22 protein-coding genes are annotated in these 25552 nt (G+C 46.7%); 20 read left to right on the top strand and 2 right to left on the bottom strand.

Annotated features, from left to right (window positions below; translation table 11 throughout):
• The first annotated feature begins 26 nt into the window (after window positions 1–26).
• Both sfnG and NZ043_RS00670 read left to right on the top strand, forming a co-directional pair.
• Entirely contained in the window at window positions 27–1103 is a 1077-nt protein-coding gene (gene sfnG / locus NZ043_RS00675; RefSeq protein WP_289389947.1) for a dimethylsulfone monooxygenase SfnG, read from the top strand.
• A 98-nt stretch (window positions 1104–1201) separates the two neighbouring features.
• Window positions 1202–2407, top strand: coding sequence for an acyl-CoA dehydrogenase family protein (locus NZ043_RS00670; protein WP_289389946.1), 1206 nt, complete (start codon window positions 1202–1204; stop codon window positions 2405–2407).
• A 91-nt stretch (window positions 2408–2498) separates the two neighbouring features.
• Here NZ043_RS00670 and NZ043_RS00665 read toward each other — a convergent pair whose 3' ends face one another.
• Entirely contained in the window at window positions 2499–3065 is a 567-nt protein-coding gene (locus NZ043_RS00665; RefSeq protein ID WP_339310195.1) for a DUF421 domain-containing protein, read from the bottom strand.
• Window positions 3066–3196: 131 nt separating this feature from the next.
• Between NZ043_RS00665 and NZ043_RS00660 the strand changes: the two genes are divergently transcribed.
• The 3 genes from NZ043_RS00660 (at window position 3197) to NZ043_RS00650 (ending at window position 6220) form a co-directional block, all read left to right on the top strand.
• Entirely contained in the window at window positions 3197–3850 is a 654-nt protein-coding gene (locus NZ043_RS00660) for a ribonuclease H family protein (protein ID WP_249912105.1), read from the top strand.
• A gap of 210 nt (window positions 3851–4060) precedes the next feature.
• Window positions 4061–4930, top strand: coding sequence for an alpha/beta hydrolase (locus tag NZ043_RS00655; protein ID WP_074095959.1), 870 nt, complete (start codon window positions 4061–4063; stop codon window positions 4928–4930).
• A 300-nt stretch (window positions 4931–5230) separates the two neighbouring features.
• Window positions 5231–6220, top strand: coding sequence for a serine/threonine-protein kinase (locus tag NZ043_RS00650; RefSeq protein WP_339310191.1), 990 nt, complete (start codon window positions 5231–5233; stop codon window positions 6218–6220).
• Window positions 6221–6401: 181 nt separating this feature from the next.
• Here NZ043_RS00650 and NZ043_RS00645 read toward each other — a convergent pair whose 3' ends face one another.
• Window positions 6402–8456, bottom strand: a complete 2055-nt coding sequence (locus NZ043_RS00645; protein WP_339310189.1) for a VWA domain-containing protein — start codon at window positions 8454–8456, stop codon at window positions 6402–6404.
• Window positions 8457–9032: 576 nt separating this feature from the next.
• On the opposite strand from NZ043_RS00645, the gene NZ043_RS00640 reads away from it, so the two are divergent.
• The 15 genes from NZ043_RS00640 to NZ043_RS00570 all read left to right on the top strand — a co-directional run bounded on the left by NZ043_RS00640 (window position 9033) and on the right by NZ043_RS00570 (window position 25541).
• Window positions 9033–11201 carry a transcriptional regulator gene (locus NZ043_RS00640; protein WP_339310187.1) on the top strand — a complete coding sequence of 723 codons (2169 nt, stop codon included), beginning with the start codon at window positions 9033–9035 and terminating at the stop codon, window positions 11199–11201.
• Between the two features lie 184 nt (window positions 11202–11385).
• Window positions 11386–11811, top strand: coding sequence for a hypothetical protein (locus NZ043_RS00635; protein WP_056695746.1), 426 nt, complete (start codon window positions 11386–11388; stop codon window positions 11809–11811).
• 126 nt (window positions 11812–11937) lie between these two features.
• Window positions 11938–12399 carry a J domain-containing protein gene (locus tag NZ043_RS00630; RefSeq protein WP_133385625.1) on the top strand — a complete coding sequence of 154 codons (462 nt, stop codon included), beginning with the start codon at window positions 11938–11940 and terminating at the stop codon, window positions 12397–12399.
• Window positions 12400–12468: 69 nt separating this feature from the next.
• Window positions 12469–12993, top strand: coding sequence for an FHA domain-containing protein (locus tag NZ043_RS00625; protein ID WP_339310185.1), 525 nt, complete (start codon window positions 12469–12471; stop codon window positions 12991–12993).
• Between the two features lie 42 nt (window positions 12994–13035).
• A complete protein-coding gene (locus NZ043_RS00620) occupies window positions 13036–13569 on the top strand; it encodes an FHA domain-containing protein (RefSeq protein ID WP_133385623.1) in 534 nt (177 codons plus the stop codon).
• The gene (locus NZ043_RS00615) at window positions 13554–14435 is read left to right on the top strand and encodes a protein phosphatase 2C domain-containing protein (RefSeq protein WP_228469530.1); all 882 of its coding nucleotides are present in this window, start codon (window positions 13554–13556) and stop codon (window positions 14433–14435) included. The genes NZ043_RS00620 and NZ043_RS00615 overlap by 16 nt, the downstream gene beginning before the upstream one ends.
• 40 nt (window positions 14436–14475) lie before the next feature.
• Window positions 14476–16320: a SpoIIE family protein phosphatase gene (locus tag NZ043_RS00610; protein ID WP_206105770.1), complete on the top strand. Its 1845-nt coding sequence runs from the start codon at window positions 14476–14478 to the stop codon at window positions 16318–16320.
• Window positions 16320–17612, top strand: a complete 1293-nt coding sequence (locus NZ043_RS00605) for a normocyte-binding protein (RefSeq protein ID WP_133386023.1) — start codon at window positions 16320–16322, stop codon at window positions 17610–17612. The genes NZ043_RS00610 and NZ043_RS00605 overlap by 1 nt, the downstream gene beginning before the upstream one ends.
• A 7-nt stretch (window positions 17613–17619) precedes the next feature.
• On the top strand, window positions 17620–18309 hold the full coding sequence (locus NZ043_RS00600) for an iron-dependent peroxidase (RefSeq protein ID WP_133385621.1): 690 nt from the start codon (window positions 17620–17622) through the stop codon (window positions 18307–18309).
• 32 nt (window positions 18310–18341) lie between these two features.
• Window positions 18342–20993, top strand: a complete 2652-nt coding sequence (locus NZ043_RS00595; protein WP_133385620.1) for a molecular chaperone — start codon at window positions 18342–18344, stop codon at window positions 20991–20993.
• A 31-nt stretch (window positions 20994–21024) separates the two neighbouring features.
• The gene (locus NZ043_RS00590) at window positions 21025–21798 is read left to right on the top strand and encodes a DNA and RNA helicase (RefSeq protein ID WP_133385619.1); all 774 of its coding nucleotides are present in this window, start codon (window positions 21025–21027) and stop codon (window positions 21796–21798) included.
• Window positions 21799–21832: 34 nt separating this feature from the next.
• A complete protein-coding gene (locus NZ043_RS00585; protein WP_133385618.1) occupies window positions 21833–22471 on the top strand; it encodes a hypothetical protein in 639 nt (212 codons plus the stop codon).
• 15 nt (window positions 22472–22486) lie between these two features.
• Window positions 22487–23902, top strand: a complete 1416-nt coding sequence (locus tag NZ043_RS00580) for a hypothetical protein (RefSeq protein WP_133385617.1) — start codon at window positions 22487–22489, stop codon at window positions 23900–23902.
• Between the two features lie 20 nt (window positions 23903–23922).
• Window positions 23923–25029 carry a pentapeptide repeat-containing protein gene (locus NZ043_RS00575; RefSeq protein ID WP_133385616.1) on the top strand — a complete coding sequence of 369 codons (1107 nt, stop codon included), beginning with the start codon at window positions 23923–23925 and terminating at the stop codon, window positions 25027–25029.
• Window positions 25011–25541 carry a hypothetical protein gene (locus NZ043_RS00570; protein ID WP_133385615.1) on the top strand — a complete coding sequence of 177 codons (531 nt, stop codon included), beginning with the start codon at window positions 25011–25013 and terminating at the stop codon, window positions 25539–25541. Before NZ043_RS00575 ends, NZ043_RS00570 begins: the two co-directional genes overlap by 19 nt.
• Window positions 25542–25552: the final 11 nt, after the last annotated feature.

The raw sequence follows: 25552 nt of genomic DNA, 5'->3' as shown, positions 1-25552 counted from the left end.
TCATTCCATTGAAGAGGTGATTCAACATGTCCATGCAATTCGCGTATTGGGTTCCTAATGTAAGTGGGGGTCTGGTTATCTCCAGCATCCCGCAAAAAACAGGCTGGTCATTTGAGGATAACGCGAGGTATGCCAAGATCGCAGAAGATGTGGGCTTTGATTATGCGTTATTGCAAACCAGATTTATGGCCAGCTACGGCGCTGATAATCAACTGGAAGCCATTGCTCTTGCCTCCGCACTGGCTGTGGTTACAGATCGCTTGAAACTGATAGCAGCCATATTGCCTGGATTATGGCATCCCGGTCCAGTAGCGAAAGCGATCACGACGATTGATCATATCAGCAAGGGACGAGCTGCCGTAAATATTGTCAGCGGCTGGTTCAAGGGAGAGTTTCATGGATTTGGAGAACCGTGGCTGGACCATAACGAGCGTTATCGTCGCTCGGAAGAGTTCATCCGTGTCATAAAGGAGCTGTGGACGCAAGAAGAAGCCAATCACCAGGGAGACTTTTACCGTATTCATGAAGCGCCACACAAACCCAAACCGGTTGCACTTCCACCTGTGTTCCAGGGAGGGAATTCGGCGGCTGCACGCGACATGGCTGCACGAGTCTCGGATTGGTATTTCATGAACGGGAATAACATCGAAGGCTTCCGTACCCAGATTGAGGATGTGACTGGGCGGGCTGCGTCCTACAACCGCAAGCTGCAATTCGGAGTAAATGCTTTTGTCATCGTGAGGGATACGGAAGAAGAAGCATTGGAAGTACTGCGCCAGATTATTCTGCATGCTGACCCCGAGGCCGTGGAGGGCTTCCGCAGTCAGGTTCAATTTGCAGGCAAAGCTTCACCTGAACAGGAGGGAATGTGGGCGAATTCCAATTTCGACGACCTGGTGCAATATAATGACGGGTTCAAAACCGGTTTGATTGGTACCCCGGAGCAGGTGGCAGACCGCATCATTGCGTTGAAAAAGGTTGGAGTAAATCTCATTCTTACTGGCTTTCTTCATTACGATGAGGATATTCGGGCTTTCGGTGAGAAGGTAATCCCGCTGGTTAGAGAGAAGGAGGCTGCACTAAACCGGGTAGCAACTTCCTGATCAAACGATCGATCTTCAATAGAAGGAATGGATTGGCATATCTGTATCACTGTTATTGAGGGATGTATCCCTATTCTAATCAGAGGAGAGTTGATGCAATGAGTATTCAAGCAAACACCATTCACACCCAGCCAGACTATGAGCAATTGAGAGTTGAAATTCGGGGGATTGTCGACGAAGTCATTAAACCACGTGCTGAGCTGATCGACCGTGAGGGCCGTTTCCCGCGTGAGAATCTGTCCGCCCTTGCTGAGGCTGGATGGAATGGGGTGCTGATTCCCGAGCGCTTCGGTGGACGGGGACTGGATCATGTTGCCTTTGCGATTGCGGCAGAAGAAATTGCCAAGGGATGCCCTTCGACTTCACTGGTGTATGTCATGCATGTTGGAGCCGTTCAGACGATAGCTCTCTACGGAGATGAGGATCAGAAGGAGCGCTGGCTGAAGCCGGTACGTAATGGCGCTATTGGTACGTATTCCACAAGTGAGCGTGCTTCGGGAGGTCACTGGTGGTTTAATTTCAGCGAGGCTTCCCGAGACGGCGAGGATTATATTCTGAATGCCGAAAAGTCGTTCACGACAAGCTCGGGACAGGCTGATTTTTATGTGACTCAGACTCGCACGCCAGGAGCACAAACCCCGACAGATGTGAGCTTCTTCCTTGTCGATGGACAATTGGAAGGCATTACGTCCGGCGTGTGGGATGCGCTCGGTGTTCGTGGTAACCATAGCGGACCCATTAAATATGAAGGCGTTCGAATTGCAGCTCAGGATAAGCTTGGAACCGAGGGGCAGGGTCGCGAAATCCTGGAGAGTGGTGTATCCCCCGTATATTTGATCGGCCTGGGCTCAACCTGGCTTGGAGTTGCCGAGGCGGCGCTTGAGGCTGCATCCGAATATGTGAAGGGCATGGTTCATCGGGATTTTAACAAGCGCTTAGCCGATTACCAGATCATACGCCAGCAGTTGGCTGAAGTGAAGGTGCTAATCTCCAGCTTGAAGCCTTGGCAGTTATCACTTGCGCGGCAGCTGGACGAACTTCAGGCACAGGGGAAACCGCAAGTTGAGCTGTTCCTGCCGCTGGTTGAATTCAAAATTCATGCTGCCGAAGTCGCGAATAAAGCGACCAAAGCAGCACTGGATGTTACCGGAGGTTATGGTTATAAAAAAGGCGTGTTTGAACGTCTCTTCCGTGACGCGCGTGCAGGCATTGCCATGGGGCCCTCCAACAACATCGCCAGAGAGTGGATTGGCAAGTCTCTGGTCGGTCTGCCGCTGGAGCTGTGGTACGAGGGAGGGGATTAATTCACGCAGAAACTGAAAAAGGAAGCCTGTATATCTTCACCCGAAGATATACAGGCTTCCTTTTTCTATTGCGACGATGGACAGGCAGTAGCTATTCAAGTGTGGAGTCCAGCGGACGAGAGTGTCCATCCTGGATGACCTCCTGGAACAGTTTTTTGGATTCCGTGGGCCACGTACCTTGCTTCAGGAGTGCTTCCAGATCGCCTATGGTTACTGGGCGCGCGTGCCGTTTGAGCACATAACCGAGCTGCCCGTTTGGTTCCATCGTGGCCGTTTCCAGATCGGTAATACTTGTAATCCCTTTTTCCCGCAACTGCATCTCCAATTGGTCCACGGAAAAGCGCATATGTTTCAAATTCGGTAGATTCAACTTCCCATCTTCCACGATAACCTTGGATTTTCCGCTCATCATTGTTTCAAACCAATTAAACTTCAACTGTAATTGTTCAACGATCAGAAGCATGAGGATAAATACCGCCGCTGACCCGATCGCTTTGCCTAACTCATGATTCGCAATTGGCTGCACGATCGTTGTTCCGATTGAGATAATAATGACTGTCGTGGCTACACTCATTTGCGAGATGGATTTACGTCCAGCAATCCGTAGCAGAATCATGCCAATCAGTACAAGCAAGATGGATTTCCATATCCAGTCCATTGGTTGTATTCCTTTCTATACCAAATCAAGTGTCGTATTCCTTAGCTTGGACGAACAACTTAACTTTCATTCACCCCTCCCAATCGTTTACAATAGGGTATTGATGAAGTTAAATAAAGGAGCGGGTCAAAGTGGCAAAACAGAAATACTATGTTGTCTGGGAAGGTAAGAAGCCAGGCGTATATAGCACATGGGCAGAATGCAAAGCGCAGACGGATCAGTATACCGGAGCTAAATATAAATCTTATGAGTCTAAAGCGGCCGCAGAAGAAGCGTATCGTGCCGGATGGAAAGGGAACTGGGGTTCAAGTGCCGGCGGAGCGTCGAAGACCAAGTCGGCTGGTAGCGGAAGAAGCGCAGGCATGGAAACATCGGAAGAAGTGGATTATGACAGTATCTCTGTTGATGTGGGGACACGCGGTAACCCCGGACCTGTAGAATACAAAGGGGTAGACACCCGCACCGGTGAGATTATTTTCTCTGTTGGACCGATCTCCAAAGGCACGAACAATCTGGGTGAGTTCCTGGCCATTGTACATGCCCTCGCACATTTGAAAAAAGAAGGCAGTACCAAAACGGTGTATACCGACTCGGTCAATGCCATGAAATGGCTAAAGCAGAAAAAAGTAGCCACAACGTTACCAAGAGACAACTCCACGGAAGAAATCTGGCTGATGATCGATCGTGCGGAGCAGTGGCTCCAGACAAATACGTATAGCAATAAAGTGTTAAAATGGCAGACCAAACAGTGGGGCGAAATCAAGGCCGATTACGGCCGGAAGTAAGTATATTTTTTTTAGATGAGCCCTTTATTTCTGGTCTATTAGAATCGTTATTTACAATTTCCAGTTTCCGCTCTATAATCATCTGAATATGATTAGTTAAACATATGGAGGAGCCTGTCATCTGCAGGCCCTCTTTATCTTTTTGGTCCATCGATTAGCAAGTCCATTCACTAGAATGGGTTATTTGAGTATATATTGCAGGAGGCAGACATGAGTTCCATTTATAGAAGTGAAGAAGGCAAGAGCAGCATACTTGAAGAGTATGAGATTTATTTGAACGAGTTGGGTGAGGATTTTACGCGTGAGTATGTAGAGACGCGTTTTGGAAAGACGCATGTTTTACTGACGGGTCCTCTAGATGGCAAGCCGTTATTTATTCTCCAAGGCGGTAATTGTGTGAATCCGATGACGTTGTCATGGTTCTCTTCTTTATTTAAAGAATACCGGATTATTGCTCCTGATACGATTGGTCATCCTGGTTATAGTGAGGAAGCGAGTATCTCCACACGGTTTGATAGCTTGGCTTTATGGGTGTCGGATCTGCTGGACCACTATGATATTGAAAAGAGTGCATTTATCGGTCCATCGTTTGGAGGAGGCATTATTCTCAGATTGGCTACCTATATTCCGGAACGCATCTCGTGTGCTGTATTGGTTGCTCCTGCTGGTCTTGCGGTCAATTCCAAAATTAAAACAGCTCAGGATATCACGCTGCCACTCGTCAAGTATCGTATGACGTCTTCACCATCTTCTTTGCAAAAAATTACGGACAACATGTCGTGCAACTGCATGAAAGAAATGGATAAAAACATTATCGGCAAACTTTTTAAATACGTCAGCATAGATCAGGATCTGCCCAAGCTTACGGAGCGGGAAGAACTGGTGAATTATACGTCACCAACCTTATTGTTGGTAGGGGAGAAGGATGTCTTTTTCCCTGCGGATAAGTGTATTGAGCGAGCTCAAAAGATTATTACGAATGTAAAAGCCATTAAGTATGATACAGGACATTTCCCTTCACAGGATGTATTGGTTCAGATGAACGAGGAAATCGGGCGTTTTTTACAGAATAATTATTAATAAAAGCTGCAAATGAAGGATGAAAAATGTTTTTCTCCAGTTTAATAAAGTAATTACATCCATCTGTCGATACTCTATATAAGAGAATGCTTTTCTTCTATAGAATAGTGTGGATAGGGATTAGCAGTGGATCGTAGAAGGCTTGATATCATTTATATTTAAATATTTCGCGTGAAGGTGTTTCAAATTGCATCATTTGGTTTATATGTATAGTTGGCGATGAATTGCTTACTGGTTGAACCAAATGATGCATTTACGCGGAAAGTCTTCCGATTGACAAGGTTGAAAAGAGGTCTGGTTATGAGAAAAGACAATTGCAAAATGGCATTGCAACGCAATGTAATTATAAATGATACATATCAAATAAGACAGGTATTAGCCAGCAGTGAGTTGGCTATTGTATATGCAGGGCGAGATCGTAACACAGGTGCCAAGGTAGCCATTAAGGAATTTTTCCCACAGAGACTGGCTGAACGTCAGGCAGACAAGCGTGGGGTGTTCTGCTCTTCGCGAGGATACGGTGGGCAATATCAGGAGTTACTGGCTGCATTTCTGCTCGAAGGTGAATTGTTATCGAAACTGGATCATCCTCATATTGTTTCGTATTTGGATCATTTTGAAGCGAATGATACGGGGTATCTGGTGATGGAATACTGCACGGGAATCACATTAACCGAGTATTTGAATGAACACAATCATGCACTTGATGCTGCCTTCATAACGGAGACGCTGCTTCCACTGGTGGATACATTGGATTACATACATAAGCAAGGCATTCTTCACCGGGATGTGAAACCTTCCAACATTATGGTTATGGAGGATGGTACACCCAAACTTCTGGACTTTGGCTCAGCTACCCGTTGGCCGATGCAATCCGGAGAGAAACAGGTGATATTTACATCGGCAGGTTATTCTCCGCTGGAGTTTTATTCGGAGAAATCCAGTCAGGGACCGATGTCTGACATCTATAGCCTGGCGGCTCTGCTCCATTATTGGACATGCGGGCAACCCCCTATGGACGTGAAACAGCGGTTGTTCCAGGATGAATTGCCATCTGTTCGCTCACATAATGAGTATGTGAATCCTTGGCTTGCTCGTGTTATTCATTGGGGGTTGACGGTTCGGTCTGAGAAACGCTGTGCTTCCTTAGCTTGGGTCAGAAGTTCGCTACGAGTTCAAGCCTGGGTATGGAAAGTGCGCAAACCAGGTACAGTGGAATGGTCTTTAGCCGAGAATGAACATACGCAGGTCTATGAAGTGGAGTCGAAAAAGCAAACTGAGACGGCGTAAGCAGTCATAACCTATGTTCATAAAGTGGATGCACTTAAATGAGAGCATAGCATTTATATGCATGAACAACATTAACAAGCCAGTTCGTCCCCTTGATGGGGACGAACTGGCTTGTTTTCTTTTATATTTTCAGAGAGAACATACATCAGCGTGCTTCATTTCCACTTAGTTAACACGTAGTTTACTGGGGATCTCTCTTTTGCCCTACATAGATATTGGTACTTGGTTTGATGGCTTTGTAACGAATTTCGATCTCCGTAACACCATCCTCAAACGTAATATACAACTTTTCATTGTACTCCATAGCTTCCGTGTATCTACGCTTCACTGGCGTTCGGCCTCGGACAACCGTACAATTCGTATCGTGCCGTACCAATAACGTTTCTTTCTTACCCGCTTCCAGCCAGATTCGTCCCGCTTCAGGTACTTTGACCCCAATGTCCATGCGATCAAAAAGTTCACTGAGACTTACTTTTCGACGTTCCAATGAGGTTAGAGGCCAATTGGTCACTGGTATATCCTCGCCGTTCGCTGTAGCTAGAAAGTATCCTTCCAGTCTTCCGCGGAATACGGGTTTTGGTTTCAATACGAACCAATACAGTGCGAAAATACCACCAGCAAGAAGCAGGCCCAATCCTGTATAGAGCAGTACCTTTTCACGGAAAGACTGAATTTGCAACGTAATGTCTGTAGTTATACTTGCTCCCTCAGAATCCGTTGCTGTCACCTTAATGGTGGAACTTCCAGTGTGAAGAGAAGACCATCGCAACAGGTTACCTTCAATGACGGCCTCCCCGAGCTTGCGTTCATTTCCACCTTCAGCAAGGACATACGTTAAAGGATCATTATTGGCATCCTTAAAGTAGTTGTTCAGGTCGACATCTGTATTGCTGTCATCTTTGGATAACACCATGGATTCGCCGGTGGATACGGGTGCTTGATTCGTAATGTCTACTTCAACCGGAGTAATTTCGCGATAAAAGTCTGGACCGTCGATCCGTAGTCCCCATGTGTACAGATCCGACTTGGGAAAAGTGTATTTTCCCGTAAATCCGCTACCTGTATTGGTCAAAGGGATACGTTCTGTCTTTCCATCAGATGGAGTTACAATGAGTTCCGCTTCCAGTCCCTTGTACACATCCAAGTCCTGAATGGGTTTAGGGTCCACAGCCTGATCGTAGAGTGATGCCTCAAATGTGATGCTTTTCCCCTTGACTGGCTGCTCCGTTGCCATATTTGCAGTAGCAGCTACGTTGTAATTGCCCAGTAGATTAATCTTCACCAGATCACCACTACGACCTTTAAACTTCAGTTTAAACTGTCCTTTGACCGGACGAATGATCTTCATCAGAGCATATTTATCAGATCGAATGAAGCTGACATTGCTCGACTGATAATAGAGCTGAGCTTCCGAGACAGCATGATCAGAGAGCATGATAATGTTGGCATCCGCCATGCTGGAGTTAGGAATATCCACGGTTACTTCCTGCATTGCTCCAGTTGCAGTCACAGCCGCTACAGACACAAGAACAGATTGAATCTGATCTGCAAAAATACGATTGAAGATTTCAGGCAGATCGTCCGCACTTCCGGTAATGAAGGAAGAACCACCCGTTTCTTTGGCGATGCGCTCCAATTCTGCGGGGTTAACCGTACCGTCGCGGTTTAGTCCCACAGTATAGATGGGATAACCAGCTTGTTGTGCCATCTCAATAACCTTGTCCACATCCTTGGATGAGTCGGCAGGTGTTCTGCTCGTCGATCCTCGTAAATCCGTTTCTCCGTCAGAGAGCAAAATCATAAATGGTTTACGTTTGTCCGTCTGTGATTGTTCAAGCAGGCTAGCACCTCGGCGTAAGCCAAGTCCGAGATCTGTATATCCTGAACGTTTTAAGCCATCCACACGGCTACGAAGATTATTGCGAGCTCCAGAGGATGAAATATCCATCAGTGGTACGGATGAAGTGATCTTGTCATTATAAGCTACAAACCCCAATCGGGTCTTAGGTCCACTAGTCATATCCATAAACATATGTATAACTTCTTCGGCGATGCGATCTTTGTCGGTCTCATTCATGGAGTAGCTAACATCCAGGACAAACATGGCATCGAGTCCTTCATACGTCTGGGTCTTGACGGATGATTCAGCGTATATGCTTCCCATGTCCCATGCTGGAATTAAAAAGCTGATGAACAAGAGAGAGAAAATTGTTTTTTTTAATTTTATTAATATCATACGATGCTTTGAATCTCCTTTCTGTTTTGGGCACTACAATTGTTTTTAGAGGTGAAACTGATTTTTGTTGAAAAACTTTTGTTTTTACTCGATAAAACCCCGTTATGCGTAGTTTTGATAAGTTAAGAATATTGCAACACCGCATACGTTAAGGTGATTTCCTTATGATTAGGGGAAAAACTCCACTAGTCTTAAATCATTGAACATCATCCAAATTATAGGATATTCTTTATCATCGGCATGATTCGAAGGGAAGTGAAGCGAAATTCGGAAAATAGTTCTATAGGTATATCGAAGTCACATAAATGAGCTTTTAGACCTATATAGGGGAATATTGACAAAACATATCGCTGATGATTAAGATGAATTCCATAAATCTCCAAAGTAAACGGCATAATCTGGTACATAAGTTCCAGTCATATGTTGACAGCTCGTTCTATTGGACTTGTGATGGCCTGAGAAGATGATTCTCTTAGATCATGACCAAAGACTGATAGTGCGTGCGGAGTGTCAAAAATTGATGGAGGGGGGGAAGCATTCGCCCAAATGAACCATCATTAGGGGGATGTTGCCTGAATGGATATTATTAATCAAACGAACCGAACGATGCTTTTTGAAGAGATCAATCCTGAGAAAATGGATTTGATTACGATTGTCGGTGACGTAAAAGGGATCGACAGTTTGAATGATGACAAGATCAAGGAGATCAACGAACACTTGCTTGTACGCAACTTCGATGAGTTTTTGGACAAGTTTTCTCCCAGTGTGTATTCCTTTTTCAATGCGGTAAACCAGAAAGTCATGTATACGCTTAAAAAACCGGAAGGGATTCCGGATGAAGCAATCTCTGAGATCAAAATTGATCATAGCAATGACTTCCTGAGAATGCTCTTTACCCTGATCGATACCAAACGTAGTCAGGGGATTACGAATGTAGATTTCAAGTTTGAAAATTTGCTGGATATGATTTCACCGAAAAAGGTTATGGATGACATTCGGCAGGTACGGAAAGAAATTCATTACATGTATGGCCAGCATGAGAAGCTTGATGACGGGGACCCGAAGAAGTTGGATATCGGGGATAAACTTAATGTCATGTTTGAAGATGCCAGCCGGAACTATAACAATGTTATGGCAATGCTGCCACTGGCCATCGAAGATATCAAAACCCGCTTGTTGCTGGGCCGTGCTCAAGAAGAAACTTCTTCCGAAGCGATTCAGGTAGGACAACTCACGATTGGTGAGAGCGGAGAATTGAAAATTATTGAAGCTCCAAAGAGTGATAACAACGAGTTGATGCTCCTGGATGAGTCGACAAGCACAGATTTGACTCAGGTGTTTGCCGAAGATTATGATTCACTCTCCGAGGCACCTTCACCGTATGTACAGGATCTGGTCGTTCGTACATTCTGCCCACTTCCTGCGGTTCAGACGGATGTTGATACGGCAGTTGAAGTACAGAATTACAATACATACCTGGAATTTTACAAGAACGCCAAGGATGACTTTGTGAAAACCGTAAAACCGCTGGTAGAGAAAATTTTGGGTGTCAAAATGTTCTTTGATCAATATGCGACCAAAAACAAAGGCATGCTGCCTTCCATGCTGATTGCCAATGCCAAGCTGGATATGCTTGTTAAGAGCAGTAACATTCCGCGGCTGGAGACCTATCTCAACACAGTCAATGCGAAGAATGATTTTACCGACACCATTTGGTTCGGTATTGTTCCTTCCGTTGAACTGGAGAATACGGGACAAGCTCAAGTCAGTCGTGCCCGTTTCCGTGGTAACGAGAAAGTGGTTAAACAAGACGGAAACAGTATGGAATCCCTGTCCATGCTCCTGCAAGTCGTTAAAGACTACAAAGTACAAGTATTCTTCAGCTTTGAATCCGGAGAAGAGACTACATTCAGTAGCATGGCTACTGCGGGCATCGATAAATATATTGATAAATGCTCGGTATTAACTCGCAAGGACTACAGCGAATTCGCCATTCCAAGTGCTCCGAATTTCACCATTATTCCGAAAGAGAAGTCCGGTGTCGTTATCGACAGTCGTATGCTTCAGACAGAGAATGGTGTGGAACTTTCCAAGGAGAAAGAAGACATTTTGAAGCTGTGGATTGAAGGTGTGTATGTCGGTGCGTCTTATGTATCTGCCGGAATTGTGGCTGCATATCAGTGCCCCGAGTATCTACGAGGCGCATTCAAAACCGTGAACCGGGATTATCCAGGTGTGCGTTTTGATATTGAGGCAGGCGATAACAGTCTGCGTGTCGTGACTACGATGACCAAAGAAATCTCCGGATTCACGAACACCATCAAGGATTCGATTAACCGCAAAAACTTTGGATTTATTTTCTCATCGGAAAATGCCCAAATCCAGGATAGCGATATCAAGCGGATCACGGTATACAAAGCGAGAAGCATGGCGATGTCCGAAGATGGCTTTGATTCCTTGTATAAAACACTCGTAAGTACTTACATTGAGCGCTTGCTCCGTTTCCAGACGGGTGATTTCAAGCATGAAAATATCGTCAAATTCTTCAGCAACAATCCGAGCAGTCAGAAGAGCCGGTGGCTGGGAACCCGAGGGTCGATCAATTCGATCATTCAGGAAGGTGACGACATGAGCTTTATCATCGATGAGAAGAGCAATATGTGCCACATTGATCTGGTATTCAACGGCAACGTGAAGAACCTGGAGGTCATGATTACCAAAGGCACCAGCGCGATGAAAGTGTAAGAGACTGGAGTAGTTACAAGTTTTGGATTTTAAATATAATTCTTCAAACAACGAATTGTAGACATTTATTTTGGTGTTAGAGGCAGCCTTTACTGGCTGACCTTATACATATATTCCGGTACCTCTCCCCAGATGGAGAGCATGCCGGGCACATTGTTTTCTAATCTTAAGGAGGTTTTTATTAATGGGTTTTGTATTGAAAGTAGAAGGCGCAGAAACAATCGAATTGGGAATGGATAATATCCGCACAGTAGTGTATGACACAGATACACCGGATGATTCCAACGCTAGATCCACAGATGTAGGTGCAACACTTCGCATCAGTGGCAAAATTATTACAGCAACAGACGGTGACAATGCAGATGACACGATGAAACTTGCTCTGTGGTCCCTCGTTCCAGCTGAAAAAGCAGATTGCTACCGTAAAGTAACCCTGGAAGTGGTTGCAGCGGATCAAGTGGTACGCAAAATTTACATGCCTAACGCGTTCGTTGTGGATTACACAGAGCGTTTCGGAGATACCGAAGGCGTGGGTGAATTCAGCCTGTTCATCAAACAGAAAAAAGACAAAACTGAATTCACTAAAATCGAAGGCGGCTTCCCGGTATAAAAGGGGGCAACTAATGTTCCGGGTCAGTTATGACTGGCCTAGAATAACGCTGTCATGTTAAGGGGCCCTTGTGCCCCTTAATCTTTATTTACGCCCGAATACGGCAGGGAGGCAGGAACGAATACCATGAAAGATTATTATGCCGTGCTTGGTGTGGAACGTGAAGCTTCTCCGGAGCAGATCAAAAAGGCTTATCGTCAATTGGCGAAGAAATTTCACCCGGATGTTAACGGGGGAGATCCGCAGGCAGAGGCGCGTTTCAAGCAAGTACATGAGGCCTACAGCACACTCGGAAACCCCGAGTTAAGGGCAGCATACAATCAACAACCTCGATCTACAGGGAATCCAGGAGGGGCAAAAGGAGCAACATCCAGTACTGCACGAGAAAAGAGTGGACATACAAAAAATGGACCTATGAATACCGAGAAGGTATGGTCTGATCCATCACGAATGCAGGAACAGTTTGAACAATTTTTTGGCTATAGCCCCAAAGGCAAGGAAAGCTCAAACAGTGGCAAAGCCGATCCCAATAAAGGAATGGATATGTCCGCCATGTTTGACCGATATTTCGGAGTTCGAAAAAAGTAAACCGGTGGCCTGTAATGGATCGTGCCGGTTCAGGCGGAGGTTATGGAAGTGAGACGAGGAAGGTCGGTAATGACGATAGGGCTTGACGTATGCGTCGCCATGATTTCGTTAGCCGTGCTGTATTACATATTCATCATAAACCGGGACATAAGTGCCCAGTGGATAACTGGAATTATTGTAGTCCTCTCCGGGGGAGCATACCTATTTTTTAAATACATACCTGCCACCAAGGGGGAAAAGAAGAAGCTGTCTTCACGTGTTGTGAAACTCGTGCTGTTGGACGACGACGGTACAAGTGTGAAGGAATGGTACATTCAGGGTGAGACGAGTGTATTGATCGGAAAAAGTTCGAAGAACAGTGAGGCGGACATTGATCTGTCCGATACTCCATATGCTTCCCTCATCAGTCCGCAACATGCTGTGCTGAACAAAGCCTCGGGCCAATGGTTTATCGAGGATATTGACTCGGCCAGCGGCGTAGGTGTACGTAAGGGAAATCAAAGCAGATCATCCAAATTGGAAATCGAAGAACCCAGCCTGATTGAGGCAGGGGACTTAATTTATATTGCCAATACCCGAATTTTGGTGAAATAACGTTGGCGTACCATTATACAAGCTACGGGGGAATGAAAAGAAATGAGTCTGACAAGATGTGGAAACGGACATATGTTCAGCACGAGACGGCACGGAAACACGTGTCCATATTGCAATCTGGCCGTCGAGTCACCGGCTTCCGGCAATAGTGAAGCAGCGGGAGCAATCCCACGCGCGCCTCGCACGGCAGAGGATGACAGAACGATGCCATACCTGGGGGAAACGACAGGAATTGAACCGGTAACGGGATGGATGGTGTGTATCGAAGGTCCGCAGATGGGCCAGGATTATCGAATTATGGCTGAAAAGAACTTTATTGGACGTTCGGAAGAGATGCATGTTCGAATCCTAGGGGATAACACGATTTCAAGGCGTAATCATGCGGTGATTGTATATGATCCAAAAAAACGGAATTTCTATCTGCTGCCCGGCGATGCTTCCGGCCTTGCCTATCACAACAATGAAGCGGTCTATTCTCCGGTGGAACTGGCTGCCTACGACGTCATTCAATTAGGACGCAGCAAATTCATTTTCATCCCATTATGTGGTGTGCATTTTGAATGGGAGCAACAGTGAATACCTTCATGATCTTGTGGAACGACAAGGAGCTAACGCCTTATTGGGTTCTGGCAGCAGGCTGTTTGTCGATCTGGTTGTTGTTATTCGTCCGAAGCCGGATTCCGGTAAGGCAACGTGACGATAGGCCAGTAGGTGTTCAGATCGGGAATGGACAGACCATTGGTGCTCGCAGTGAGCAGGATGATTATTTTGCCTGCGCCGTGGAGCCTTATGGTGTACTTGCAGTACTTGCCGATGGAATTAGCGGATTATCTGGAGGGAAAGTAGCCAGTACCACTGCCGTAGAAACATTTATCCGTGAGTTTGAAGAGTTGGAGCGGTTTCCTGATCCAGAGGAGTTTTGGGATGCTTCTTCCCATGCGGCAAACCAGGCGATTCTTCGTAACTTGCTTGGCGTTCCGGGCGGAACAACGTTGGTATCAGCCATGATCAAGGGCAGAGAGCTATATTGGGGCGCGGTAGGAGACAGTATTTTGGCCGTATTTCGCAAAGGTGAGCTACTTGCTATCAATCATAAACATACGCTGGAAACTCAACTCGAAGAACAGTATATGTCTGGAGAAATATCGGAGCAGGAGGCGTTGGATAATCCGCAGCGCAAAAGGCTGGTCAACTATTTGGGGTACGACCATTTTAAACAAATGGAAATCGCGGACGAGCCGTTTGCACTGCAACCGGCGGACAAGATTGTGTTATGCAGTGACGGGGTATACAACTCCCTTACTGAGATGGAACTGGAGACTATACTGGCGAAAGACATGTCGCCATTTGATGCAGCCCAGACCATCATTGATTTGATTGAAGAAAAACAGCTCGTGCATCAGGATAATGCCACGATTATCATTTTGGAGCAAGGATGGTAACGGATCAGGCAACGCACAGGGAAGGGAAATGGGGAGACGGATGAGGAAGGAGAACAGTGAATTCAAGACGGCTTTTGTCTCGGAAGCGGGATCTTTCCTGAAAAATCGGGATTTCTACGGCTGCGTTGAGCTGGAAGATTGGGCCTGTTATGTCATTGCAGATGGTTTGGATACGGATACGGAAGTGAATAGCGCACAGATCACAGTGCAGACCATTCTGGAATCCTTTTTGGAAAAACCAACCATGTCCAAACGGAGACTAACAGAGTATATCAAGATTGCACATGAATGGCTTCAGTATGAAAGTCGCCGAGTCAGGCTCAAAGCGGGATTTGTCATTGTTGTGACAGATTATACACGTATGGTGTGGGCATCTGCTGGACACAGCCGGTTGTATCATTTTCGTGGAAATCGGCTTGCACTAAAAAGCAAAGATCATAGCGTTGCTGCCCAGTTGGCAGCCGAAGGCCAGATTGCAGAGGATCGTGTGGATCAGCATGATGAACGCGGTAATCTGAATGAATATGCGGGCAAACCTGGCATGATCAGGCCGTATGTATCGGATAAGATCAAGCTGGCCGATGGCGACGTACTTGTGCTATGCACCCCTGGATTGTGGGAGGGGGTTCAAGATGCCGAGATGATCGATGCGGTTGAAGGCGCCAATGACCCGCAGACACTGGCGGATACGCTTGAAGAAGTGATGCTTAGCAAGCAGCATGCCCGTATCGAGAATTATAGTGCGGCAGCCATATATGTGAACAAGATTTTTCATGAAGAGCCCAAGAACCGTAAGAAATGGATTAAGCGGATTGCCATCATGCTGGTCATGCTCCTGATTTTTGGTGGAGCCGGCATATTCTACGCGGTGAAAAGTGCAGCCAAAAAAGCTGAATTGGTCGTAGATATGCTGCAATATGAACAGACCGCAGACCAGTACGTCAAGGAACAAGAGTATGCCAAGGCGGTCTCGGACTACAGCCTTGCACGCAATAATTCCATCAAAATCAAGGACCCTATACATAAAAAGCTGTTGACCGCGAAGATGTCTGCTGCCCAGACGCTGGTTGATGGGGAAGCTCACCTGAAAGAAGGCGACATTACCAAAGCAACCGCGAGTTACACCAAAGCATTGGAATTGTCTGAATCCTATAGCATGTTCAACCGGGAAGTTATTCAGGAGCGACTGGAGCAGATGACCACTTTCCAGCAAGTGCAAGACTGGATCACCGAGGGCGATCTGAAACTCCAGAACGGAGATTACAGTGGAGCAATCATTTTGTATAAACGGGCCAGAACGGCCGCTACGGAGACGGCTTACAAAGATGCGCTGAAGGAGATTGCTACGCAACTGGAGACGGCCGAGACCAAACGTGCAGATATCAAGCGACAATCCCGGCAGCTTCAGGCAGATACGCTGGAACAGAAGGGTGACCGCTTCAATGAAGCCGGAGACTATAGTGGTGCCATGGAGGCCTATGCTTCGGCACAGGGAATTTATCAAGAGATCGATATGCTGGAACGTGTGCTGGCCATGGAGCGGAAAATAAACAAGCTGGATGAGAAATTGAACCCACCTGTACCGGCGGCTGATCTTACGCAGGATACGGCAGGATTAGATACAGCAAACACATCGGGAATGACCTCGGATATGACCGGCAGTACCGGAAGTATGGGCGCAGGCAATACAGTGGGGAACGGTTCTTCCACTGGTGATGTCACCTCGGCTGGAAATGGCAATGCGGATGCTTCTGGCTCAGGTGCTTCTTCTGGAAAAACGACAAGTAATGCTAGCAGTAATTCTGCCTCCAAGGCTGACGGAAGCACCGACACTACGGAGGTTGACGTGAACGAACAGGAATCATCGGAAGGAGGAGATTCATGATGAAAGACATGATTCGTGACCGTCTTAACAAGATGGAGGATCTGGAACAACGCCGCATGCTCAAAGATCTCATGACAGGCGTTTTTCTTAATCTTGTGGAGTATCAGGAGACGCTGAACAAACAGATTGAGCAACGAGTTTTTGATGAGGTGTTGCCGCAGGAGGAACGTCATGATGTATATGTCACATTATGCGCGCGGGAAGATCTGGACCCCATTCATGAATTTCTGTACCCGATCATTCCTGAGGATGCTGAACCACAGACCGTCTATTTGAGCGAGGCCTCAGAGGCACTGGCGCGTCAGGAAGACATGAAATTGTTCACATTCTACATGGAATGTGGGCAACAGGAACTCCAATCTCTGCTGAACAGTAATCGGACATTTCGCGGGGAGATTGTAACCAATGAAGGCAGACATGCCATAACGGTTCGGTTGAAATCAAGTACTGCGTATATCTCCAAAGTTGAAGAATTGTACCGGGTCTTTCGTAAGAACAGCCTGCCATGGAAATCGATTAATGCACCTTATATTTTCAAATTCGTTGATTGTGTTCTAGTGGGTTCGGATGACGGAGAGGCATGGGACAAACAACATACTGTCAAGGAACTTTCCATCCATCTGGAGGAGTTCGAGTCTTATAAAAGAACCAATATGATTCCGCTGTGGAACATCCAGAAGTTGGATATGAAAACGGGTGGATTCCCTGTTCCGGCTTCGGACCGAATCAATTATGAACATGTGTTGCCACTCCGCAAAACCGGAACGGAACACGGATATCTGGTGGATGGAGACGAATCGCATATTCGGTATATCAAAAGATCGGAAGAAGATATCACCATCGTATCACCACTGGAAAAATCCGATTCATGGACGGTGCTGAAAATAGCCGGTCCTGTCGCAACTCGAATTGGCAGAATGGACTATCCACTGTTTTCCAATAACAAACGGGAAGGGTTTGCCGGTAAATATGCGCGTCAGGAAGGACGTTCTGTGCGGTCCAAAGGGGAGATTGCCCGCATGGTTCACGCTTTTCAGGCAGCAGAGGGATTGGAACTGGAAGATGTACAAGTGGTGGCGCCAGGACCCGCTTTGGGCATTACGTACCCACTTAATACATTTGTAAGCGACCATGTCCGTGTTGAGGCAGATAAACATCGAATGATTTTAAGGTTCAGCAGACACGGGAAGCAGCCGTTACAGGCTATTTTTCTGGATGATCTGCTGAGCTTTCTGGTATCCGAAATCCAGCTGGCTTTCCCCGAATACTGCTGCGAAGGGGAATGGGTGTGAGTACAGCATGAATTACATCTGGGATCTGATTATTCGAGCTAAACGTGATGGAACCGATCTGCGCGACGTAACCTTTGTGCCAGCACGTGTATATTCGCCTTATATGGAACTTAGCCAGACAAACCTGAATGCTTCAGGCGTGGAAGGTACGGTTGAAGTCAATCCGTATTATCGCTTTTTTGATATTTTCCGGGACCTGTTCGATATCAATAATGAACAGCAGGTGGAGTTGCGGGAAGCACTCTTTGATCTGGTTATTCATTTTCTGGCGGATATGGATTTGATGCAGGGTATGAACAAGAGGGAGTATTATATTCGCTTCATTCTGAAGGATATGCATTCGGGTGTATACGGGGATCGGGTTCGGCGGCGACTGGAGCTGTTCGGGCAGGAGGAGCAGGAAGTGATCGCCTGCAATATGCTCCGTTTGTATGATACGGGAGAGGCCGTTCATCTACTGAGGGATACCCTTGTTCGAATGTTCCCGCGTTCAACCCTTTATGCCAATTGTGAGGAGAAGGATGAATTGCTTTTGTATATTGGTCAGGTAGAACGTACAGAAGCGAAGGAGAAGCTGGAACTGATTCTTGAGCTCTTTCTGCCGGTACGTTTCGACACGGAAATATACTGGGGGCATCATTTTGGCATTCTGGATGTGGACTATACGATGATACAGGACGGGATTGCCCTATATTAAGCAGCATCAGCAGTTGTAAGGAGGAAGTATAGATGAACGGCTATTCATACCGATTGTATCCTGACGCCACGAGCAGGGAACGTTCCAGAGGAACCATGCGTTATACGCGCGAAGAATTGATGGACATGACCACATTCCAATTACGGAACATTTGCTACAAGGAACGGTTAATTGAGGGATTGGGCCCTCGGACGGAGCGGGAAGAACTGATTCGGATTATTTTAAAATTTCTGGGAGCGGACGATGTATTGTGGATCGATCAGTCTGTTGAAGGTGGATTCGAGCGCATCCAAAAGGCTATCTCTCGTCATATGACGGCTCCCATGAGCAGTGATGGAGGCATTAGTGTGCCTGCGCGACTGATTCTGTACGAAGGATTGAACGTGGACAAGCTGGATCGATATGTGGTCACGGCACCGGGTGGATTAACCGAATCCAACGTACTTTTAGTCAATGAGAGCATGGAGCTGTGTGGCATCTTCAACCTGGTTAAGGACGACTCCGTATCGGGAACCTTTTATTTGACGGCAGGAAGTGGATCAACCTGGAAGAGATCGGGAAACAGACAATACAGTCTTCTCTTTTTCCGTAAACGCGACTCCGAGTATCTATATGAAACCTATCATTCCAGCAGACCGCTTCCACCGGTTCATATTCAATATACTCAAATCCCACTGGCAGATCTGGACATCCGGGAGCTTGAACCGACAGAAGCAGTGCTTGCAATTGATTTTGGCACCTCCAATACGACGGCAGGCGCCTATTTGCATAACGGTTATATTCAGGCGCCAAGTAGCCAGGATTTGCTGAATGGACGAGTCCGTATGGATGCCATCAACTATGTTGCTTTTCCCGACCCTACATACAAAGATACGGACTGGATCGAGGTCCTGCCTACGGCAATCGGTGTGGCGGAGTGTTCGGATCCAGCGAACATTCGTTACGAGTTCGGCTATGAAGCGCTGCGAAGCATGCGTCGGGGAGGGTACAGCAGCCGGGCGAGTGTTTTCCGCAGCATGAAGCGCTGGGTGAACAACTACAACAAAATGGAAGAAATTGTCGATGTTCATGGCAATGCAGCCATGGTTTCTCGTATGGATCTGCTGCGTGCGTACATGAACTACATCATCCGAACGGCAGAGCATCAGTTCAAGTGCAAGTTTCGGCATGTGCATTTTACCAGTCCCGTGAAGATGAAAACACAGTTTTTGCAGATGTTCGGAGAGATGCTTCCGGATTATCGGATTGAGCAGACGTATGCGCTGGATGAGGGAATGGCTGTGCTCTATAACACCCTTGCTGACGGCATGGAACGTGGTGCTTTCATGGAAGGGCAGACGTACCATGCGCTCGTGATTGATTGTGGAGGTGGAACGACCGATTTGTCTTCCTGTGCCTTTACGATCGAGGACGGACATATGGCGTACAAGCTCGATATCCATACTACCTACGAAAATGGGGATACGAACTTCGGAGGTCACAACATTACCTATCGTATTATGCAATTCATGAAAATTGTATTCGCCGACTACTATAGCGGACGCCGTCAGGTGACGGATATTGATAGTCTAATCGAGGCACCTGGTGCGGATGTGTTCCGTCAGGTGGACGAAGAGGGTGTGAAGTCCGTTTATCAAAAGCTGGAGCAACGCTATGAGGAGGCAGAACATATCATCCCTACTGCGTTTGCACGTCGAGAGAATCGTTCACGGGACGAGTATTTGCGGGTAAGAGGCAACTTCTACTTTCTATGGGAAATCGCAGAAGAGATGAAGCAGCAATTTTTCCGCAAAACCGGCATCTTGCGTAACCGATTCCACTCGGAGATGGAGGGCGACGGGGACAGTGATCTGCAGATCACCACCATGGAGCGTTGGTTCCTCTCGGTAGAACGGAATGGGGAGTTGAAGGATGAATATGAGTTCCCTGATGTGGTGTTCAATATCAAGGAAATTACCCAGCTGATTAAGGCCGATATCTATGAAGTAGTTCGCAAGTTTTTGGATGATTTTTATCGTCAAGGGCGGATGAACCAGTACTCGATTATCAAGTTGACAGGTCAGTCCTGCCGCATTGATGTATTTAGGGAAGCATTGAAAGAGTTTGTTCCAGGCAGAAGCATTGAGTTTCGGCAAAAACCTGCAGAAGGGCGTGTGCCTGATCTTAAACTTGCCTGCCTTCGAGGGGCGATTCGTTATCTGAGTGCCCGCAAAACAGGAAGCGTTCAAGCCGACATCACGCATGATGCCGCTGTAATTCCGTATACCGTAAGTGCCTACACGCATAATGGACGGGAAAAAATGCTGATCAGCAGTCTGGATCGGAGTGATGGTATTCCCGGTAGCATTTCCCGGCCATTCGAGACGGCAGAAGTGGAGTTGTACCTTAGCGGAAGCGATGGCCAGCTGAGACAAAAATTCGTATATGCGAACCGCCCGGATTTCTATAAAGAGGTACTCTACGAAGACATTCGAGATCGATATGGAGATAAAATTCCGCAAGATGATACGGATTCCATCGTGAATGGAGAGACGAAGTTTTTTGTCTTTCCGGATGATCGTCATTGGGGCTTCCATGTGTTGCCTGTAGCTCGCAGAAATGAACGGCTGTATCTGGGATCGCAGAAGCTGCTTCCGTTTGAGACAGACTTGTCGGAACTGGACTTCTTTGACGGAATGAAGTGAGGACCACGAGCAGAAAGGGGGAACACCGCTCATGTTCACATATTCGTATCCGCATTTTAACAAGGGAAGAATTCTGAAAACATCCATGTTGGAGGGACTACGTGATTTCCCCAGAGACTTCATCGAACTGTACTATCGCGGTTATGCAGATGGCATTCTTGCAGGTGCAGAGGTAGAAGTCTTCCCGGACAAATTGGTCGTCGCTCCTGGGATGGTGCTGTATAAAGGAAGGCTTTATATGCTGACAGAGCCTATGGAACTGGCATACCAAGCTACGGGACGGGTCAATGTGCTGAAGCTTCGGTTTACCGCGGAGGAGACCGTGAGTGACATGACGATAAGCCACTCGGAACTGCTCCTGGATGAAGAGGCAACGTGCACATCGAGTGAGTTGGAGCTGGCTCGATTCAAGCTGAAGGAAGGGGCCCGGCTGCGGCGTGACTACCAGACCTTTGCCGACTTGGCAACGGAGTTCAACACGCTGCATGTCATTCATGTCCCTTATGCAGCCGAGGGGACAAGCACCTTATCCCCGGTTGTCATGAAGGATTATGCCGAGAGGTTGCTTCGAACGGGGACCTCTGATCCCCAGGATCTGGTCTTCGCCATGATGTGTCTCAATGAAGGAACGGTTGGGCGTAGCGTCATCTTGCATCACATTGCCAGTCGATTGGGGCTGGAGTACAGAGAATATGATAATGCGCAAATTCATCGATATCTGGATCGTATACTGGCGAATGCAGGTCGGGGAACGGGACGTTCGGGTATGCCGGTGGGCGGACCACATCGTATGATTGTAGATTGAAATTTTCAAGTGAATGGGAGGATGGAATTCGTTTATGGAACATATGGATCGCAAAATCATCCCGATGTTATATGGCAAAACATTGAACGGTGAACCTCATCAGGGAACAGAGACTAGAGATGTTGAAGCCTCTCCTGAATCAAGAGAAGTTAAACCATTCGAGCCAATAACCATGATACACCTTGAACAGGAAACGATACATCTGAGAAGAATGGAGCTATACGAGGGCAAGGTTACGGTGTCTCTTCCCCGCACATTTCGTTTGGTGACAGAAAGAGAAGCTCAGTTAAAATATCCGTCGTCCCATCGTCCTGAATGGATCTATACCAATGATTCGGGAACGATCAACTTTACGTTCAAGACATTGGATCATCGTCTTGCTCCGGAAGAGCTGAATTCCTTTACGGAATCGATGGCTGATGTGATTCGTGCAACTCAACCTGTACGAGAATGGAAAAAACACGGCGTTCGAGTAACGGGTGCCGGTCTTTCCACGGGTTACTGCCAGTTCGTTGTTCAGGGATTGAATGATCAAATTTATAACCATATGGTGTTCACCATTTTAGATCAGAAAGTCCTTGTTTATGGTTTTAACTGTACGGACGATGAGAAGAGAAATTGGATGGAACCCGGTGGTACACTTCTGGATACACTCATTGTCGAAATGAATTAGAGAGGAGCTGAGTCCATGAGCCTGACGTATGAAAATCTGATTATTGAACCTTATGAGCTAGTACATCTGCAAGAATTGACAATCCGCAAAAAGATGAATGAGCACACCCGTCTTGTTTTCAAAGGTATGGTATCCGAGGAATGGAAAGATCGTTATGTGGATGTTACGGATAAGAATACCCCGATTGAAGTGTGGCAAAAGGACGAGGAGGGGAACAAAACTCCGCTATTCAAAGGCATTCCTTTATCTGTAGAAGTGCAGGTTGTGAGGGGCGTATATACGCTCCAAGTTGAAGCAATCTCACATACGTACCTGATGGATGTCAAAAAGCGAACACGTACGTTTCAAAACATCCAGATGACGCTCCCTGAATTGTTAAAGGAGCTGGATCAGGATTATCCGGGACTGGACGTGATCGATGAGGGGACCGGGGGAGCCAAGATTGGCAAGGTTGCCGTGCAATATCAGGAAACAGACTGGGCATTTCTCAGAAGGCTGGCTTCTAGATTTCATACGAGTCTGATGCCTGCGGCTCAATTCGACAGTCCAAAATTTTATTTCGGCGTATATGAGCATGGTAACTCGATCGAGCTGGATAATACACGTTATACCGTCCACAAAAATATGACTCCGTTCATGTACTTCACGGAGAACGAGACCGTTAATGTGAATGAAAGTGACTTCATTGTATACGAAGTGGAGACAGATCAAGTTATGGAACTGGGACACCATATCTCATTCCGAGGCAGAAGTCTGTATCTTACGGAAGCCTATACGGAACTCGCCGGAGGTATTTTAAAGCATAAATATGTGCTAAGTCTTCACAAAGGATTGCGACAGAAGACGTACTACAATCCGCTGATAGCTGGAAGCTCATTAATGGGACGTGTTATCGGTGTACATGGTGGGCAGGTTCAGGTGCATCTTGATTGTGATGATAAACAAGGGACGGAAGATGCACTGTGGCTGTTGTATCAATCTCCGTATATTGCAGAGGGAGAGACCGGCTGGTATGTCATGCCCGAAATTGGTGACCCGATAGCTGTATATTTTCCAACGATGTATGAAGAAGACGCTTACGCCACAGGTGCTCCACGACTGGATAACAAGTCGTCATCCACCAACAAGCTGAACAATCCTGATCATAAAATATTTCGTACTCCTCATGGGAAAGAGATACGTCTTACTCCAGACGCTGTAATCATTAGCGGTAAAGAAGGAGAGGTCTATATTCGACTTAGTGGAAATGAAGGTATTCATATTGCAGGTAGTCAGCAGGTAAGTATGTCAGCAGGAGGGAGCATTTCGTTAAAAGCAGGAAAGAAAATTACATTATCTGCAGGATCAGAACTTCTTCTTGAAGGAGGAGGAGGGAAAATAAGGCTGGATGGTCAGGCTCAAATGAGCGGGACAGAAGTGAAATCTAATTAACGCTGGAAGGAGGAAAGTCAGTGAGCCGGAAGGAATCACTACTGCACTTTTATACGAATCAAGTGGAGCCTGAACGAATCAGGCTGATGGCTGACATTCAACATACATTAAACAGCCAATTCCCAATGTTGACTACGGAGTTCCTAAGATATTTCGAGGAATTAGCTAGTAAAATAAGGCACAGTCAACAAATTGGTGCCAAAGGGAATGTTGCTTACATCCAATATTCTTTGTTGCGGACAGAAGTCGCTAGGGGAGCGATGCATTATCTTGCCGAAGCCAGTGATATGTCATGGCTTCTCGACAGAGACCCTATACAGGCAATATATGATGCCAAGTGGGCCTTTGATTGTTTGGAACGGATGCTTGATCGTTTGAAGAAGACACTTCCTGATTATCAGGGGATGATCTCGATGGTTGAACTGGATCGAATACGACTTCAAGAGGTAACTTTGGTTCATCGCTATGTTATTTATTTTATTCGTCAATGTTTCCATCAGCTCCTTGATTCCCAACTGATATCGGATATGCAGGTGGAGCCCGAATTTGAGATTCGTGTAGGGGAGTATTTGGATACCAGTGAATGTGTGTATCGCCTTGACCAACGAGAACGGAACCTGGAAGACATCGGCAGGGAGCTTGAGGAGGGTGATGGTTTGGGTGGGATGTATGCGGACTATCACGATCTGGACATGGAAGAGATGATATGCAGCGATTTAGACTTCCGGTATAGCAGGTTTAATGACATCAGATTAAAATCAACAGATTTTGAACGTTGTGTCTTGGTAGGCACACGTTGGCATAACTGTGATATGAGAGATACCAATTTTGCTGACAGTCTACTATACGGTGCTGACTTCAATGGATGTTCACTGGAGAGGGCTATCTTCAGGGGCATTTCTGGGGAAGAAGGGCATCCTGATGGTCGAATACAGGGTCCTGGGTACTCAGGTATCAACTTCGAGAATGCGAACTTAACCGGAGCAGATTTCAGGGGAGCGCGACTCCGTGGAGCTATATTTCGTAGAGCAAACCTAACCAACGTGTTATGGGATGGGGCAGATCTGGAAGGTGCGATATTTGAGGAGTCGGTGAAGGAGGAATCGCCATGCGATACTTTAGGCTGATGCAGGATACCAGATGGACAAATCGTGTAGAGACAGAAGCGGTTGGTGAGGTACAGCGTCGAGAGTGGAATGCTTCTTTTCAGGAGGGGAGTAGTAATCACACCGCAATTAACCTTTCAATCAAAAGCAGACCTAATGTAGATTACACCGATTATTTGGAGCGCCCTGTACCTCTGGTATCGGATCGAATGCTGGAAGTATTTACGTTGTACCATCCCGGCTTAATTCGCAGGGCGGCAGTGTTGACGGACAAAGCACGTATGTCCCAGGAGACCTATTGGGCTATTTATCCAACGGTAATGGATGTGCTCTCTCCCCAAACCGAACGTCATCTGGATGGAAGTCTGAAACAGATTGTTCTGGATCGAGGTAAGGCTGAACTTCCTTTGTTTCAATTAAAGGAACCTCGTGAATCTGTCATCATCGTTAATCTAGCTTTGGCAGAGAGTCTGCTGCGTCGGGATTTTTCCGGGATTCAGCTGGTCCGTCTGGAGCAGGAACAGACAATATAGAGAGGAGAGAG

It is taken from the genome of Paenibacillus sp. FSL k6-2145, from assembly GCF_037976585.1.
Classification (GTDB): Bacteria; Bacillota; Bacilli; order Paenibacillales; family Paenibacillaceae; genus Paenibacillus.
The sequence above is the reverse complement of the archived record's forward strand: the minus strand, read 5'-3'. Positions and strand labels throughout refer to the sequence as shown.